This window comes from Pseudomonas bananamidigenes (assembly GCF_001679645.1).
In the GTDB taxonomy this organism is placed as follows: Bacteria; Pseudomonadota; Gammaproteobacteria; order Pseudomonadales; family Pseudomonadaceae; genus Aquipseudomonas; species Aquipseudomonas bananamidigenes.
Genome location: NZ_LRUN01000018.1, coordinates 1 through 16290, shown reverse-complemented (window position 1 = coordinate 16290; position 16290 = coordinate 1). Strand labels below are relative to the sequence as shown.

General features: G+C 61.9%; 13 protein-coding genes and 1 pseudogene. 10 read left to right on the top strand and 4 right to left on the bottom strand.

Annotated features, from left to right (window positions below; genetic code table 11):
- Positions 1-9 precede the first annotated feature (9 nt).
- From BBF94_RS07125 to BBF94_RS07090, 8 genes and pseudogenes are all read left to right on the top strand, one after another.
- Positions 10-1461: an alginate O-acetyltransferase gene (locus BBF94_RS07125; RefSeq protein ID WP_065258341.1), complete on the top strand. Its 1452-nt coding sequence runs from the start codon at positions 10-12 to the stop codon at positions 1459-1461.
- 8 nt (positions 1462-1469) lie between these two features.
- Entirely contained in the window at positions 1470-2594 is a 1125-nt protein-coding gene (locus BBF94_RS07120) for a mannuronate-specific alginate lyase (RefSeq protein ID WP_065258340.1), read from the top strand.
- A 248-nt stretch (positions 2595-2842) separates the two neighbouring features.
- Positions 2843-4408, top strand: a complete 1566-nt coding sequence (locus tag BBF94_RS07115) for an MBOAT family O-acyltransferase (RefSeq protein ID WP_065258339.1) — start codon at positions 2843-2845, stop codon at positions 4406-4408.
- Positions 4409-4418: 10 nt separating this feature from the next.
- Positions 4419-5590 (top strand): annotated as a pseudogene (locus BBF94_RS07110) (alginate O-acetyltransferase).
- A gap of 14 nt (positions 5591-5604) precedes the next feature.
- A complete protein-coding gene (locus BBF94_RS07105) occupies positions 5605-6261 on the top strand; it encodes an alginate O-acetyltransferase AlgF (protein WP_065258338.1) in 657 nt (218 codons plus the stop codon).
- 154 nt (positions 6262-6415) lie between these two features.
- Positions 6416-7867 (top strand): mannose-1-phosphate guanylyltransferase/mannose-6-phosphate isomerase, encoded by a 1452-nt coding sequence (locus BBF94_RS07100; protein ID WP_065258337.1) that lies wholly within the window; start codon positions 6416-6418, stop codon positions 7865-7867.
- A gap of 136 nt (positions 7868-8003) precedes the next feature.
- Complete coding sequence (locus BBF94_RS07095) at positions 8004-8468, top strand: multidrug transporter (RefSeq protein ID WP_065258336.1); 465 nt, start codon at positions 8004-8006, stop codon at positions 8466-8468.
- 34 nt (positions 8469-8502) lie between these two features.
- Positions 8503-9327 (top strand): SDR family oxidoreductase, encoded by an 825-nt coding sequence (locus tag BBF94_RS07090; RefSeq protein ID WP_065258335.1) that lies wholly within the window; start codon positions 8503-8505, stop codon positions 9325-9327.
- An 83-nt stretch (positions 9328-9410) separates the two neighbouring features.
- Here BBF94_RS07090 and BBF94_RS07085 read toward each other — a convergent pair whose 3' ends face one another.
- The 4 genes from BBF94_RS07085 to BBF94_RS07070 form a co-directional block, all read right to left on the bottom strand.
- A complete protein-coding gene (locus BBF94_RS07085; RefSeq protein WP_065258334.1) occupies positions 9411-10277 on the bottom strand; it encodes an efflux RND transporter periplasmic adaptor subunit in 867 nt (288 codons plus the stop codon).
- Between the two features lie 10 nt (positions 10278-10287).
- Positions 10288-10488 carry a DUF1656 domain-containing protein gene (locus BBF94_RS07080; protein ID WP_003221811.1) on the bottom strand — a complete coding sequence of 67 codons (201 nt, stop codon included), beginning with the start codon at positions 10486-10488 and terminating at the stop codon, positions 10288-10290.
- The gene (locus tag BBF94_RS07075; protein WP_065258333.1) at positions 10478-12670 is read right to left on the bottom strand and encodes an FUSC family protein; all 2193 of its coding nucleotides are present in this window, start codon (positions 12668-12670) and stop codon (positions 10478-10480) included. Before BBF94_RS07075 ends, BBF94_RS07080 begins: the two co-directional genes overlap by 11 nt.
- 141 nt (positions 12671-12811) lie before the next feature.
- Positions 12812-14311: an efflux transporter outer membrane subunit gene (locus BBF94_RS07070; RefSeq protein WP_065258332.1), complete on the bottom strand. Its 1500-nt coding sequence runs from the start codon at positions 14309-14311 to the stop codon at positions 12812-12814.
- Between the two features lie 182 nt (positions 14312-14493).
- Between BBF94_RS07070 and BBF94_RS07065 the strand changes: the two genes are divergently transcribed.
- The gene (locus BBF94_RS07065; protein WP_064382473.1) at positions 14494-15462 is read left to right on the top strand and encodes a LysR family transcriptional regulator; all 969 of its coding nucleotides are present in this window, start codon (positions 14494-14496) and stop codon (positions 15460-15462) included.
- A 318-nt stretch (positions 15463-15780) separates the two neighbouring features.
- On the top strand, positions 15781-16155 hold the full coding sequence (locus tag BBF94_RS07060) for a DUF6124 family protein (protein ID WP_065258331.1): 375 nt from the start codon (positions 15781-15783) through the stop codon (positions 16153-16155).
- The last annotated feature ends 135 nt before the right edge of the window (positions 16156-16290 follow it).

Below are 16290 nucleotides of genomic sequence, written 5' to 3'. Positions count from 1 at the left end.
GATAATTTTATGCACCCACACCTGATCAAATTACTCAGCCTGTCGGCCCTGACCGTGGGCATTCTGGCGGCCGTCAACGGCGCCCGCGCGGATGAAGTCCAGCCGCCGAAGTTCACCGCCGAACCTTGCTGCAGCCTGTGCCCTGCCGCTCATGACGCGAAGAACTACACCACCCGTTATCAGCAGAACTTCACCACGCTGGTGCAGGCGCAAGGCGACTGGCTGTTCCGGACCCAGGAAGATCTGCGCACCGAGTTCAACACCACACCCGCCGGCTACAAGCGTCTGCAACAATTGCACGATGCGTTCAAGGCCAAAGGTGTCGAGCTGGTGATCGTTTACCAGCCAACCCGTGGCCTGGTGAATCGCAACAAGCTCAACCCGGCGGAAAAAGCCTCGTTCGATTACGAGAAGGCGCTGGCCAATTACAAGACCATGCTCGGCCGTTTCGCGAAGATGGGTTACGTGGTGCCGGACCTGTCGCCGCTGACCAACGAATCGCTGCCCGAAACCCTGCCCGCCCACGATTTTTACTTCCGTGGCGACCAGCACTGGACACCGTACGGCGCGCAGCGCACGGCAAAAATCGTGGCCGAGAAGGTCAAGCAGATCCCGGCCTTCGCCGACATTCCCAAGCGTGAATTCGAGACCAGACGCTCCGGGCGCATGGGCAAGACCGGCACCCTGCACAACATGGCCGGACAGCTGTGCGGCACCAGTTACGCCATCCAGTACATGGACCAGTTCACCACCGAGCCGAAAGGCGAAGCGGGCGACGGCGACCTGTTCGGTGATTCCGGCAACCCGCAGATCACCCTCGTGGGCACCTCCCACAGTGGCAAGAACTACAACTTCGCCGGTTTCCTCGAAGAAGCCATCGGCGCCGACATCCTCAACGTCGCCTTCCCCGGCGGCGGTCTGGAAGGTTCGATGTTGCAGTACCTGGGCAGCGACGAATTCCAGAAAACCCCGCCGAAAATTCTCATCTGGGAATTCTCGCCGCTGTACCGCCTCGACCAGGAAACCATCTACCGCCAGATGATGGCGCTGCTGGACAACGGTTGCGAAGGCAAGGAAACCCAGATGTCCGCCAGCACCACGCTCAAGCCCGGCGGCAAACAGGAACTGCTGGTCAACAGCAAGAACCTGAACCTGCAGAACAGCGGCCATCAGGTCGACATCCGCTTCGCCGACACCTCGGTGAAAAAGCTGCAAGCCACCCTCTGGTACATGAACGGTCGCCACGAGGACATCAAGATCGAGAAACCGGAAACCTCCGACACCGACGGTCGTTTCGCCTTTGAGTTGCGCACCGACGAAGACTGGGCCTCGCAGAACCTGCTGGCGGTCGAAGTCCAGGGCCCGGATGCGGGCACCGCGCCACAGAAAGTCGAAGCGAAAATCTGCAAACGCAACGTATTCCCCGGCGCCGGGCAACAAACCGCCCAGATCGGGCAATGAGGTCTGCCATGCGAAATCCGACATTGAAATCTTTATGGGCACCCGCCCTGCTGAGCCTGGCGATGTTCGCCGGGGCCGCTCAGGCCGCCGCACCACTGCGTCCGCCTCAGGGCTACTTCGCCGCCGTGGATAAATTCAAGACCACCGACAAGAGCGAAGGCTGCGATGCGACGCCGGCGCCGTACACCGGTCCGCTGCAATTTCGCAGCAAATACGAAGGCTCGGACAAGGCACGCGCCACGCTGAACGTGCAGTCGGAAAAAGCCTTTCGCGACACCACCAAAGACATCACCACGCTGGAGCGCGGTACCGCCAAACGGGTGATGCAGTTCATGCGCGACGGTCGCCCGGAGCAGCTCGATTGCACGCTGAACTGGCTGGTTACCTGGGCCCGGGCGGATGCATTGATGTCCAAGGACTTCAACCACACCGGCAAGTCGATGCGCAAATGGGCGTTGGGCAGCATGGCCTCTTCGTACATTCGCCTGAAGTTCTCCGACTCCCATCCCCTGGCCCAGCATCAGCAGGAAGCTCAGGTGATCGAGGCCTGGTTCAGCAAAATGGCCGATCAGGTGGTCAGCGACTGGGACAACCTGCCGCTGGAAAAAACCAACAACCACTCGTACTGGGCCGCCTGGTCAGTGATGGCGACGTCCATCGCCACCAACCGCCGCGACCTGTTCGATTGGGCGGTCAAGGAATACAAGGTCGGCGTCAATCAGATCGATGCCGACGGTTACCTGCCCAACGAACTCAAGCGCCAGCAACGCGCCCTCGCGTATCACAACTATGCCCTGCCGCCCCTGGCGATGATCGCCAGTTTCGCCCAGGTCAACGGTGTGGATCTGCGTCAGGAAAACAACGGCGCGCTCAAACGTCTGGGCGACCGCGTGCTGGCCGGGGTGAAAGACCCGGATCAGTTCGAAAGGAAAAACGGCAAGGAGCAGGACATGACCGACCTGAAGGAGGACATGAAATTCGCCTGGCTCGAACCGTTCTGCAGCCTCTACACCTGTTCGCCGGAGGTTCTGGAGAAGAAGCACGGCATGCAGCCGTTCAAGACGTTTCGCCTCGGCGGGGATTTGACCAAGGTCTACGACCCGTCCCACGAGAAAGGCAACAAGGGTTCTTAAGGCTGACGGTATTGCCCTGTGGCGAGGGAGCTTGCTCCGCCCGGCTGCGAAGCAGTCGTAACCCGGTGAACGCGGATTGACTGACGCACCGCGTGATCAGGTTTCAAGGAGCGCTTCGCGCCCCTGCGGGAGCAAGCTCCCTCGCCACAGGTAAATGCGCAGCATGCAATACAACCATCCCGTTTTCAGTGGGGGGGTTTGGGGGGGCCTTGGCCCTTGACTGTTGGTTCAAACATGGAGAGATCGGGATGGTATTTTCATCCAACGTGTTCCTGTTTCTGTTCTTGCCGATCTTTCTCGGCTTGTACTACCTGAGCGGGCAACGCTATCGCAACCTGCTGCTGCTGATCGCCAGCTACGTGTTCTATGCCTGGTGGCGGGTGGACTTCCTGGCGCTGTTCGCCGGCGTCACCCTGTGGAACTACTGGATCGGCCTGAAGGTCGGCGCCGCCGGCGTGCGCAGCAAACCGGCCCAGCGCTGGCTGCTGCTCGGCGTGGCAGTGGATCTGTGCATCCTCGGCTACTTCAAGTACGCCAACTTCGGCGTCGACAGCCTCAACGCGATCATGACTTCGTTCGGTCTCGAACCGTTCATCCTGACCCACGTGCTGTTGCCGATCGGCATCTCGTTCTACATCTTCGAGTCCATCAGCTACATCATCGACGTCTATCGTGGCGACACCCCGGCCACCCGCAACCTGATCGACTTCGCGGCGTTCGTGGCGATCTTCCCGCACCTGATCGCCGGTCCCGTATTGCGTTTCCGTGATCTGGCCGACCAGTTCAACAACCGCACCCACACCCTCGACAAGTTCTCCGAGGGCTGCACGCGGTTCATGCAGGGTTTCATCAAAAAGGTGTTCATCGCCGACACCCTCGCCGTGGTCGCCGACCACTGCTTCGCCCTGCAAAACCCGACCACGGGCGACGCCTGGCTCGGCGCGCTGGCCTACACCGCGCAGCTGTATTTCGACTTCTCCGGCTACAGCGACATGGCCATCGGCCTGGGCCTGATGATGGGTTTCCGCTTCATGGAAAACTTCAAGCAGCCCTACATCAGCCAGTCGATCACCGAGTTCTGGCGCCGCTGGCACATCAGCCTGTCGACCTGGCTGCGCGACTACCTCTACATCACCCTCGGCGGCAACCGCAAAGGCACGCTGATGACCTATCGCAACCTGTTCCTGACCATGCTGCTCGGTGGTCTGTGGCACGGCGCGAACATCACCTACATCGTCTGGGGGGCGTGGCACGGCATGTGGCTGGCGATCGAGAAAATGCTCGGCATCAACACCTCGCCGCGCAGCCTCAACCCGATCCGCTGGGCGCTGACGTTCCTGCTGGTGGTCATGGGCTGGGTGATCTTCCGCGCCGAGAACCTGCACGTTGCCGGGCGCATGTACGGCGCGATGTTCAGCTTCGGCGACTGGTCGCTGTCGGAGCTCAACCGCGCCAGCCTTACCGGCCTGCAAGTGGCAACCCTGGTGGTGGCTTACGTGACCCTGGCGTTCTTCGGCCTGCGTGATTTGTACACCAGCAAGCCGCCGGTCAAGACCAGACCTGCGGTCAACGTCGAAAACGACGGCCCTGCCGGTGCTCAACCGGGCCTGATCAAGGCGGCGCCGGGGGAGAACCCGGCGAGCATCCACGAACCGGGCTACACCGTCGGCGTCGACGCCCAGGTGCAACCGGCGTACTGGACGGCGGACTGGTCGCGCTACGTGATGCGCGGGCTGGTACTGCTGCTGTTCATCGCCTCGATTCTCAAACTCTCGGCGCAAAGCTTCTCGCCGTTCCTTTACTTCCAGTTCTGAGGGATCTGCCATGACCCGCTCATTACGCATCGTCTACATCGCGCTGTTTCTGCTGACCCTGCTGGTGCTCGGTCTGTGGTCGGTGCGCAGCTTCTTCGGTTTCAGCACCAATGCCGATGCGACGGTGCTCAACGGCCGCTGGACCAAGGCCGTGGAAACCCACTACGACGATGAATTCCCGATCAAGCGCCTGGGCACCAACCTCTGGGCCGCGCTGGATTTCAAGCTGTTCAACGAAGGTCGTCCGGGCGTGGTGCTCGGTCGCGATCAGTGGTTGTACAGCGATGAGGAATTCAACCCGATCGTCAATGAAGAGCTGAACCTGCAAGGCAACTACGCGCTGGTCGAAGGCGTGCGCCAGACCCTGAAAGAGAAAGGCGTGAAACTGGTGATGGCAATCGTGCCGGCCAAGGTTCGCCTGTACCCGGAACACCTGGGTGACGTGAAACCGGCGAGCATCCACGCCAACCTCTATCAGGATTTCCACGCCCGTGTCGCGGCGGACAGGATCCTCGCCCCCGACCTGCTCGGCCCGCTGCAAAAGGCCAAGCAGAACGGCCAGCAAGTGTTCCTGCGCACCGACACCCACTGGACGCCGGAAGGCGCGGAAATCGCTGCCAACACCCTGGCCAAAACCATCGCCGACAAGTTCCCGCTCAGCGGCGAGCCGCAGCGTTTCGTTACCACGCCAGCGGAAAAGGTCACGCACAAGGGCGACCTGCGTCTGTTCCTGCCGCTGGATCCACTGTTTGAAAACCTGATGCCGGCCAAGGAGCCGCTGCAAAAGCGCAACACCGTGGCCGTCGAACAGCCTGCCGGTGACGACGCCTTGTTCGCCAACAGCGAAGTGCCGGTGGCACTGATCGGTACCAGCTACAGCGCCAACCCCAACTGGAACTTCGTCGGTGCGCTCAAGCAAGCGCTGCACAGCGACGTCGTCAATTACGCCGAGGACGGCCACGGTCCGATCCTGCCGATGCTCAGCTACCTGAAAAGCGATGACTTCAAGAACAGCCCGCCGCAAGTGCTGATCTGGGAGTTTCCTGAACGATATCTGCCTGTGAACAACGAAATCGGCGACGCCGACCCGCAGTGGGTCGCAGAGCTCAAACAAGCCGCGCGCGCCAACAGAACGTAGCAATCAACACTAAATCCGAGACGCCCGATCGGGCGCAAAACTGAAAGAGAGGTACACCATGACTTTCACTACAACTCCTCGTCGTCTCGCCAAACGCATCGCTCTGGTTGCGGGTCTGAGCGTGCTGTCGGTCCAGGCGTTTGCCGGTGGCGACGCTGCACTGTACGGCCCGACCGCACCGAAAGGCTCGACCTTCGTGCGGGTCTACAACGCCAGCAACGCTGAAGTCAGCGCCACCGTCGGCAGCACCAGCCTGAACGACGTCGCGCCGCTGGCCAGCAGCGACTTCAGCTTCATGCCCGGCGGCGACTACAGCGCCAAGGTCGGCAGCCAGACCCTGCCGGTAAAACTCGCCGGTGACCACTACTACACCCTGGTCAACAACGCGTCCGGCGCGCCGCAACTGATCGAAGAACCGCCGTTCAAGAACAAGCAGAAATCCCTGGTGCGCGTGCAGAACCTCAGCGACAAGCCGCTGACCCTGAAGACCGCCGACGGCAAGACCGACGTGGTGCCGAACGTGGCCGCCAAGGGCCGTGGCGAGCGTGAAATCAACCCGGTGAAAGTCAGCCTGGCGCTGTACGAGGGCGACAAGAAAGTCGGCGACGTGAAACCGGTCGCCCTGGAGCGCGGTGAGGCCGCCGTGCTGTACGTCACCGGCAACGGCAGCAACCTGTCGCCGGTCTGGGTGAAGCGCCCGGTATCGACTCGCTAACTTTTTTGTGAACTGACGCAGTAACTCTGTGGGAGCGAGCTTGCTCGCGAATACGGTCTGACATTCAACATCAATGTCGACTGGTTCATCGCCTTCGCGAGCAAGCTCGCTCCCACAGGGCCTCTAACCCAATCGATTTTATGGAGTAAACACTATGATTCCGGTGATCTTGTCAGGTGGTAGCGGTTCCCGTCTCTGGCCGCTTTCGCGCAAGCAGTTTCCCAAGCAGTTCCTCGCCCTGACCGGCGAACACACGCTGTTCCAGCAAACCCTTGAGCGTCTGGTGTTCGAAGGGATGGACACGCCGATCGTGGTCTGCAACAAGGATCACCGCTTCATCGTCAACGAGCAGTTGGCCAACCGCAATCTGGAATGCCAGCGCATCCTGATGGAACCGTTCGGCCGCAACACCGCGCCGGCGGTGGCGCTGACCGCGATGATGCTGGTCAACGAAGGTCGTGACGAACTGATGCTGGTGCTGCCGGCCGACCACGTCCTTGAAGACCAGAAAGCCCTGCAACGTGCACTGGCCCTGGCCACCGTGGCGGCGGAAAACGGCGAAATGGTGCTGTTCGGCGTACCGGCCACCAAACCGGAAACCGGTTACGGCTACATCAAGTCCACCGGCGATTCTCTGCTGCCGGAAGGCGTGAGCCGTGTTTCACACTTCGTGGAAAAACCCGACGTCAAACGGGCCACCGAGTACGTCGAGTCCGGTGGTTACTACTGGAACAGCGGCATGTTCCTGTTCCGTGCCAGCCGCTTCCTCGAAGAACTGAAAAAGCACGATCCGGACATCTACGACACCTGCCTGCTGACCCTGGAGCGCAGCACTCAGGACCCGGACACCATCACTTTCGATGAAGCCACCTTCGCCTGCTGCCCGGACAACTCCATCGACTATTCCGTGATGGAAAAGACCCAGCGCGCCTGCGTGATGCCGCTGACTGCGGGCTGGAGCGATGTGGGCTGCTGGTCGTCGCTGTGGGAAGTCAACGAGAAGGACGCCAACGGCAACGTCAGCAAGGGCGACGTGGTGATCCAGGACAGTAAGAACTGCATGATTCACGGCAACGGCAAACTGGTGTCGGTGATCGGTCTGGAAAACATCGTGGTGGTCGAAACCAAGGACGCCATGATGATCGCCCACAAGGACAAGGTTCAGGGCGTCAAACAGATGGTCAACACCCTCAACGAGCAGGGCCGCAGCGAAACCCAGAACCACTGTGAGGTCTACCGTCCGTGGGGTTCCTACGACTCGGTGGACATGGGCGGCCGCTTCCAGGTCAAGCACATCTCGGTCAAGCCGGGCGCGTGCCTTTCGCTGCAGATGCACCACCACCGCGCCGAACACTGGATCGTGGTGAGCGGCACCGCTGAAGTGACCTGCGACGAAAACGTGTTCCTGCTGACCGAAAACCAGTCGACCTACATCCCGATCGCCTCGGTCCATCGCCTGCGCAACCCGGGCAAGATCCCGCTGGAAATCATCGAAGTACAGTCGGGTTCGTACCTGGGTGAAGACGATATCGAGCGTTTCGAAGACATCTACGGTCGCTCCACCCCGGTCGAACGCGGCGTGTCGGTGAAAACCATCGCGCAGTGATCGCTCCACAATAAAAGCCCCCGTCCAGACCGCTGCGTCCCCTATCCGCAGCGGATTGGGCGGGGGCTTTTTTTTTTCGCCAACCTCGTCCAGGCTTAGGTAGGATGAACCTTCCCTGCCCACGAGGTTTCGCGACATGTTCATCGGCGTCTTGCTGGTCATTACCTGGCTGGTCCTGCTGTTGCGCTACCCGGCCAAGGCCTTGCCGGTGTCCATGGCCGCCGCTGTCGGCCTCGGGCTGGTGGCGATGTGGGTGGTGTGGCTGGACAACCGCGAGATCAAGCAACTGGCGCGACTGGAGTTGCGTATCACCTATGCACCTGAGCAGTGCCCGGCGGATCGCCCTTTGCAACTGAAGATGAACAACGGCAACGATGTACCGCTGACCGAGCTGCGCTGGCGCATTGCAGCGTATGCGCCGGGCGACACGGTGAATCTGGCCGACAACCAATACGCGGCCCCTCGCTATCGTGGCCCCGGCGAACTGCAGGCCGGCGGCAACTGGGAAGACTGTTTGCCGCTGCCCCCGTTGCGTCCCGGCTATCGCCCGCAGACCCTGGAGTTTCGCGCCGAGCGATTGCAGGGTAGTTTCTCCGACTGATCCTCTTCCCACTCTTTTGCACAAGGAATGCGCCATGCCCGTTGCGTTGATTACCGGTTGTTCCAGCGGCATCGGCCGCGCCCTCGCCGATGCCTTCAAAAGCGCCGGCTACGAGGTCTGGGCCAGTGCGCGCAAGACCGAAGATGTCGCGGCACTCGGCGCCGCCGGGTTCACGGCGGTGCAACTGGACGTCAATGACAACTGCGCGCTGGAACAACTCGCCGAGCGAATCAACCAGCAACACGGCGGCCTCGACGTGCTGATCAACAACGCCGGCTATGGCGCCATGGGCCCGCTGCTCGACGGCGGCGTTCCGGCCATGCAGCGCCAGTTCGAAACCAATGTGTTTTCGATTGTCGGCGTGACTCGTGCGCTGTTCCCGGTGCTGCGTCGGGCCAAAGGTCTGGTGGTGAATGTGGGCAGTGTTTCCGGCGTTCTGGTCACCCCGTTCGCCGGAGCCTATTGCGCCTCGAAAGCGGCCGTGCACGCATTGAGCGATGCGTTGCGCATGGAGCTCGCACCGTTCGGGATTCGCGTGATGGAAGTGCAGCCGGGGGCGATTCAATCCAGTTTCGCCAAAAACGCCGGGCACGAGGCCGAGCAGTTGATCAACGAACAATCGCCATGGTTTCCCCTGCGCGATGGCATCCGGGCGCGAGCCAAGGCTTCTCAGGACAAGCCGACACCGGCCAGTGAGTTCGCCGCCGAACTGCTCAAGGCTGTGCAGCAGGGCAAGCCGCCACGGCTGATCCGCATCGGCAACGGCAGCCGGGCGTTGCCGTTGCTGGCGACCCTGCTGCCGAAAGGGTTGCTGGAGTCGACGTTGATGAAGCGTTTCGGGTTGCGCGGGCAGCTTTGAAATACAGGACGTGACGCAGAGCGTCACAGGATGCATTCCCACGCAGAGCGTGGGAACGATCAATGAGACAGGGGCTCGGCCTGTCAGTTATCCACAGCGCCCTGCTTCACCACCACCGTGCAGGTAATCCCCGCCGCCAGCAGCACACCCTGCGGCACTTCATCGATGTGAATTCGCACCGGCACCCGTTGCGCCAGACGCACCCAGTTGAAGGTCGGGTTCACATCGGCGATCAGCTCGCGGCTTTCCGGGTTGTCGCGGTCGTAGATGCCGCGGGAAATGCTCTCCACGTGGCCCTTCAGGACTTCGCCGCTCATCAGTTGCATGTCGGCTTTGTCGCCGACGCGCACGTGAGGCAGTTTGGTTTCTTCGAAGAAGCCGTAGACCCAGAACGAGTTCATGTCGACCACGGCCATTTTCGCCTCGCCGATGCGCGCGTAGTCGCCGCGATGCACGTTGAGGTTGGTCACGTAACCGTCCACCGCCGCCCGCACTTCGGTGCGCTTGAGGTTGAGTTCGGCGGCTTCCAGTTGTGCCTGGGCCTGTTGGTAATCGGCCAGTGCCGCGTCGGCGATGTTGCTGGCGTCGTCGCGGTTTTCCTTGGAGATCACCAGGTTGTCCAGGTCAGCGCGGCGATGGGCGTTGACCTTGCGCATCTCCCACGTGGCCTTGCGCGAGGCCACCAGTGACTGCGCCTGCTTCACCGCCAGGCGATAGTGTTCGGGGTCGATCTGCATCAGCAGATCACCTTTCTTCACCAACTGGTTGTCGCGCACCGGCACGTCCACCACTTCACCGGTCACGTCAGCCGCAACGTTGATGATATCGGCGCGGACCCGACCGTCGCGGGTCCACGGCGTGTTCATGTAGTGCTCCCACAACGTACGGCCGATCCACAGCGCCAGGGCCAGCACCAGCAGGGTCGCGAGCAGGCTGAAAAACTTTTTCATCGGGACATTCTCAACGGTAGACAGTCAGCGCCATCGCGCCGAACAGACAGGTAAACAGGCTCAGACGCAGCAGCGCCGGGTGCCAGAAGAAGCGGTACAGATCGAATCCCGAGAGGAACCGGTCCAGCGCCCAGGCCAGCGCCGCGGCGACGAAAAACATCAGAGTCATGGTCGGCATGTACACGCCGTGGAAGGCGATTTCACGAGGCATGGGCAAGTCCTTCGGGCTTGGCGATGGCATGGGCGGCAAGTGGCGATTGCGGGTCGAGCAACGAGGTGCGGATGAAGTGCAGGTAGCTTTTCACCCGGCGCAGCGCCGAGGTGTCGAAGTGCGGGGCGAACGGCTCATCGGTGGCGGCGACACGGCTGATGGCGTGATCCACCGCCACCAGTGCGCGCTCCAGATTGCTCGCATTCGGTTGCAGGAACAGCCGCACCAGCGAACGCCCCATGACCCGGATCGCCTGGCGCCACGGCTGCGATTCGGCATACGCCGGATGCACCGGCAGAATTGCCTGTTCCTTGCGCAACTCGATGATTGCGTGGCCGACTTCCAGCACCACGAACATCCAGCGCAGCAGGTTTTTCTGCACCAGCGGCTGACCGGCTGCCAGACCGTAGGCCTGATGCATCAGATCGCGGGTACGGCTTTCGAAACTCGACGCCAGCCCCTTGAGCTTGCCGCTGATTGCGTACACCACCTGCCCGCGCAGATCCTGTTCCAGTCGTTGCCACAGCCAGCGGCTGTTCGGCGGAAGGATGATCGCCCCCGCCGCCGCACAGACCAGCATGCCCATGACCATGGCGATGTAGTCGTTAATGAAGGTGTAGGGGTTGTAGATCGTCAGGTTGTCCGGCACCGAACCGGTACTGAAGAAAATCAGCAGACCCAGGCCGACCCCCGCGTATTGCGGTCGTGAGGCGAGGAACGAACCGAGCACGATCACCGGCGCGAGCATCACGCACAGCAGCGGGAAATCGTCGATCCACGGGAAGATGAAAAACATTTCGACGAAGCCGATCAGCGCCCCGAGGAACGTGCCGCACGCCATTTGAAACGCCATGCGTTTCGGGTTCGGTGTCGCCGCCGACAGGCCCACGGTGGCGGCCGCGATCAGGGTCATGGTCGCGCCGCTCGGCCACGCGGTGGCGACCCAGTAACTGCCGAGTACGACGAGAATGAACGCGGCACGAATCCCCGAAGCCGCTGCCGCCCACCAACTGGTCTGCGGGGTGAACGGCTCGTCCCAGCGCTCTCGTTCGTGGCGGTGATCGGCCAGCGAGGCGTGGGTCTGTGCATAACTGTGCAGGTCGTCGACGAAGCGATAGAGCAGTTCATAGGCCGTGTGGAAATCCAGCAACTCGGCCTCGCCCGGCCCGCTCTCCTGGAAGGCCGCCCGCAGACTGCGCACCCGCGCCGGCAACCCTTCCTTGTATGTGGCGAGCGCCAGCACCAGACGCGCCGCATCCGGGCTGGTCAGGGCACGACCACTGAAGCCGTCGAGCACTTCGGCCAGATCCTGCAGGCCCGGTTTGATCGCCGCCACGACATGCGCTTCGTCATTGACGCGCAGACGCTCGAGCAACTGATGCAAGGCGTTGAAGCGGGTGGTGATGCCCATGAACTCGCTGTTCAGGCGACTGAGACGACCGTTGCGCCGACGCATGTGCGGGTCTTCGAACACGGTCACGCTGCGCAGCCCTTCCAGGCCCACCGCTTCGGCGATGAAGCGCACGTTGCTGGCCTCGAACGATTCCGGTTTGCTGCGTCCGCGCAAGCCATCGGTGACGAACAGGGCGAACACACCGAAGCGCTGATACAAGGCGTTGCGCATCGCCGCGCTGGCGGTCTGCGGCAGGATCGCGGCGCTGACCAGGGTCGAGCAGAGAATCCCCAGCGAGATCTCCAGCACCCGCCACACCGCCGCCATGAACGCTCCGTCGGGATGCGCCAGCGCCGGCAGCCCGACCATTGCAGCGGTATAGCCCGCCAGCACAAAACCGTAGGCGCGGAAGTTGCGGCATCGGGCGGCGCCGGCCGAGCAGATGCCGACCCAGATCGCCAGCGAACCGAGGAACAGTTCGGTGTTCTGGGCAAACAGCGAAATCAGCGTGACCATCATCGCCGAGCCGGCCAGAGTGCCGAGGAAGCGATAGAAGCTCTTGGCGAACACCTGGCCGCTCTGCGGCTGCATGACGATGAACACCGTGATCATCGCCGTGCGCGGCTGCGGCAGTTCCAGGCGCATCGCCAGCCACAGGGTCAGGAATGCGGCGATCAACACCTTGAAGATGTAGACCCAGGTCACGCCATCGCTGCGCGCCCATTCGAAAAAGCCCCGGCGCCATTCCAGGGAGTAGAGCCAGCGCAAGGGTGCGGGCAAGGAAGTCATTCAATTGTGCTCAATGAATTTCAGGTCGGACCCGGCCCCTGTGGGAGCGAGCTTGCTCGCGAATGCGGTGTATCAGCCGACATATGTGCTGGCTGACACTCCTTCTTCGCGAGCAAGCTCGCTCCCACAGGGGTTGTGTGTTCAACGCAGGAGAACCGGGGTTTTCGGTGCCTGGGTTTGTTGCGCGGTCGGTACGTCATTGCCAGCCCCAAGACCACCACCCAACGCCGTCACCAGCTGCGCATGGGCACTCAACCGCGCCGCCTGCACCTGTTGCTGAACCTGCTGCTGTTTGAACAGCAGGGTCTGGGCGTTGAGCACATTGAGGTAATCGGTCAGGCCGCGCTGGTAGGCGATCATCGCGATGTCGTAAGTCTTCTGCGCCGTGGCCACGGACTCGGCGGCGAACGTCTGCTGCTTGTCCATCGACTCGCGGCGAATCAACTGGTCAGAGATGTTCTTCAGTGCATCGACCAGCGTCTGGTTGTAATGCGCGACGGCGATGTCGTAACCCGCCGACGCTACACCAAGCTCGGCCCGCAGGCGCCCGCCGTCGAAGATCGGCAGCGAGATTGCCGGCCCGACGTTGTAGTTGAGCTTCTTGCCGGTCAAAAACTCCAGCGCCCCGCCGCCGGTGGCCATGTAGCCGAGGCTGCCGACCAGGTCGACATTGGGGTAGAACCCGGCATGCGCGACATCGATCCCCCGCGCCTGCGCTGCCACCTGCCAGCGACTGGCGACCACGTCCGGACGCTGGCCGAGCAGTTCGGCGGGCAATGCCGATGGCAGTTTCAGGGCCGCGCCGAGGGACAGGGTCGGACGCTGCAATTGCGCACCGGCGCCCGGCCCTTTGCCGGCAAGTGCCGCAATCTGGTTGCGGCTCAGGGCGATTTCCTCGTCCAGCGCATCCAGTTGCCGATGGGTTTCCGGCAGCGGGGTTTCAGCCTGACTGACTTCGAAGTGCGTACCGATCCCGCCGTTCAGGCGTTTCTGCGCCAGTTCGAGAATCTGCTGTTGCTGCTTGAGCGTCGCCGCCACGATGTCGCGCTGAGCATAGTGCAACGACAGTTCGATATAGGCGCGCACGATGTTGTTCTGCAACTCGAGCTGCGCCTGCCGCGCTTCGGCAGCGCTCATGTGCGCCAGGTCAACCGCACGTTCGGTGCTGTTGCTTTCACGGCCCCAGAGGTCGAGGGCGTAACTGAAACCCAGCGCGGCGTTGTTGTCCCAGGTGGTGGTATTGGCCAGCTCACCGGGGCCATAGAACTGGTCGGTCGGCCAGTTGTGGCGTTTGAGAGTCGACTCGCCATTGATCTGCAACGACTCGGCGGCTTCGGCGACACCGGCCATGGATTTGGCCTGACGCACTCGCGCAGCGGCCATGGCCAGGGTCGGACTGCCTTGCACGGCCAGGTCGATCCAGCGATTGAGTTGCGGGTCGCCATAGGCTTGCCACCATTGGGCGGTGGGCCAGTTTGCGTCACGGGCGGCGTGGGCGATGGCCTCGTCGGTGGCCAGTTCATTGGCCTCCAGAGCCTTGCCCTGCGGGGCAATCCCTCCGGTTCCGATGCAGCCGCCAAGACCTAACGAAATAGCCAGAACACTGAGCGGCAAAAGCGCTCTGTTGATGCGACGCGGCACTGCTGCGAATTCCTGAGGTGGGGGATGTTTCGAGGTGGGCGCAATTCTAGGGGCCGCCCTGAACGGCGATAAGCTGGGTTTTCTGCGAATCTTTGTTACGGTTAACGAGATAATCCCTTGGTCGGGGGTCTCAGCCCCTGAAACTTCGTGTCACAATTTGCCATCTCCCTTGAGAGCACCCCATGGACACATTGCAAAACATGCGCGCCTTCAGTTGCGTGGCCGAAGCGGGCAGCTTCACCGCCGCCGCCGTGCAACTCGACACAACCACGGCCAACGTCTCGCGCGCGGTCTCCAACCTTGAGGCCCACCTGCAAACCCGCCTGCTGAACCGCACGACCCGGCGCATCGCGCTTACAGAGGCCGGCAAGCGCTACCTGCTGCGCTGCGAGCAGATCCTCGCCTACGTCGAAGAGGCCGAAGCCGAAGCCAGCGAAGCCCACGCGCGCCCGGCCGGACAATTGAAAGTGCACACCATGACCGGCATCGGCCAGCACTTCGTGATCGATGCCATCGCCCGCTATCGCAAGACCCACCCGGACGTGACCTTCGACCTGACCATGGCCAACCGCGTGCCGGACCTGCTCGACGAAGGCTACGACGTGTCCATCGTCCTCGCTCGCGAACTGCCGGACTCGGGCTTCGTCTCGCAACGCCTGGGCATCACCTACAGCATCGTCTGCGCCTCCCCGGCCTACGTGAAAGCCAACGGCTGCGCACAAAAACCCAGCGACCTGCTGAACCACGCCTGCCTGCGCCTGGTAAGCCCGGTGATCCCCCTGGAAAAATGGGCCTTCGACGGCCCCGAAGGCCAGGAAATGGTCACCATCAACAGCTCGCCGTTCCTGGTCAACTCCGCCGACGCGATGAAAACCGCGATCACCAGCGGCATGGGCGTCGGCGTGCTGCCGGTGTATGCCGCCATCGAAGGCTTGCGCAACGGATCGCTGGTACGGGTGATGCCGAACTACCGCTCGCAGGAACTGAACCTGTATGCGATCTACCCGTCGCGGCAGTACCTGGATGCGAAGATCAAGACGTGGGTCGAGTATTTACGCGGATCGCTACCGGAGATTCTGGCGGGGCATCAGGCGGAACTGGCGGCTTATGAGATGAGCGGGAGCCTGGGCGGAGCCAGGCTGGCGAACTGAGTTTACCGTCCTACAGACGGGGTGATTTTTGGGGGATGTTTCCGACAAGTCGCGTCGGTTGTCCCTCGGAAACGAGGTGGATAGGCTTTTGGGGGTCGCTGACGCATCGGCGGCCGGGTCTGGAAAACCCGAAGTTCAGGATCACAGCCCATGACATAATGCGGCGTTTTTTCGCGACGTTATGGTAGCTGTACGTGGGAGACCTCCGGGTCTGCCGGGTTTGATCCTTTCCGGTTTTTCCAGTCCGCGTACAGCTGCCACCTCTTTCGCCTGGAAAACGAAGAATGGCAGCTCCTCCAAGACTTAAGGATCTATGCCATGAAAAAACTTACTCCGAATCCCCCTGAAACCAATGACACCTCGCCCTACGAATCCGCCGATTCAAAGAAACTCCACGACGCCGCCGAGCGCGCCCTCGATCACTACCTGAACCCCCTCCCGAAAAAATGCCCCGGCCGCAAACCGAGCGAAATGTTCCAGATTTCACCGGACATGGACGACGAAAGCCTGCTGGCCCACGCCTGTGAATCCCTGGCCTCGGCCAGCGTCATGGCCAGTGACGTGGCAGCCTATGTCGACTCACCACAGCGACACCGGATTCTGGGCATACAACAAGTCATCATGCTTGCCGAACTGGCAGTGAACCGCGTGCTGGATAACGTCGAAGTACAGCGTTACCCGACACCCAGCTAAGCCGTTCCGACAAAACCGACCTGCCAGCGCCGGCTGCATTCGCTGGCAGATCGATTGGGACGCAGAGCGTCCCGGGCTGCATTCCCACGCAGAGCGTGGGAACGATCAATGCGAAAGCAGCCCGCATTCGCTTTT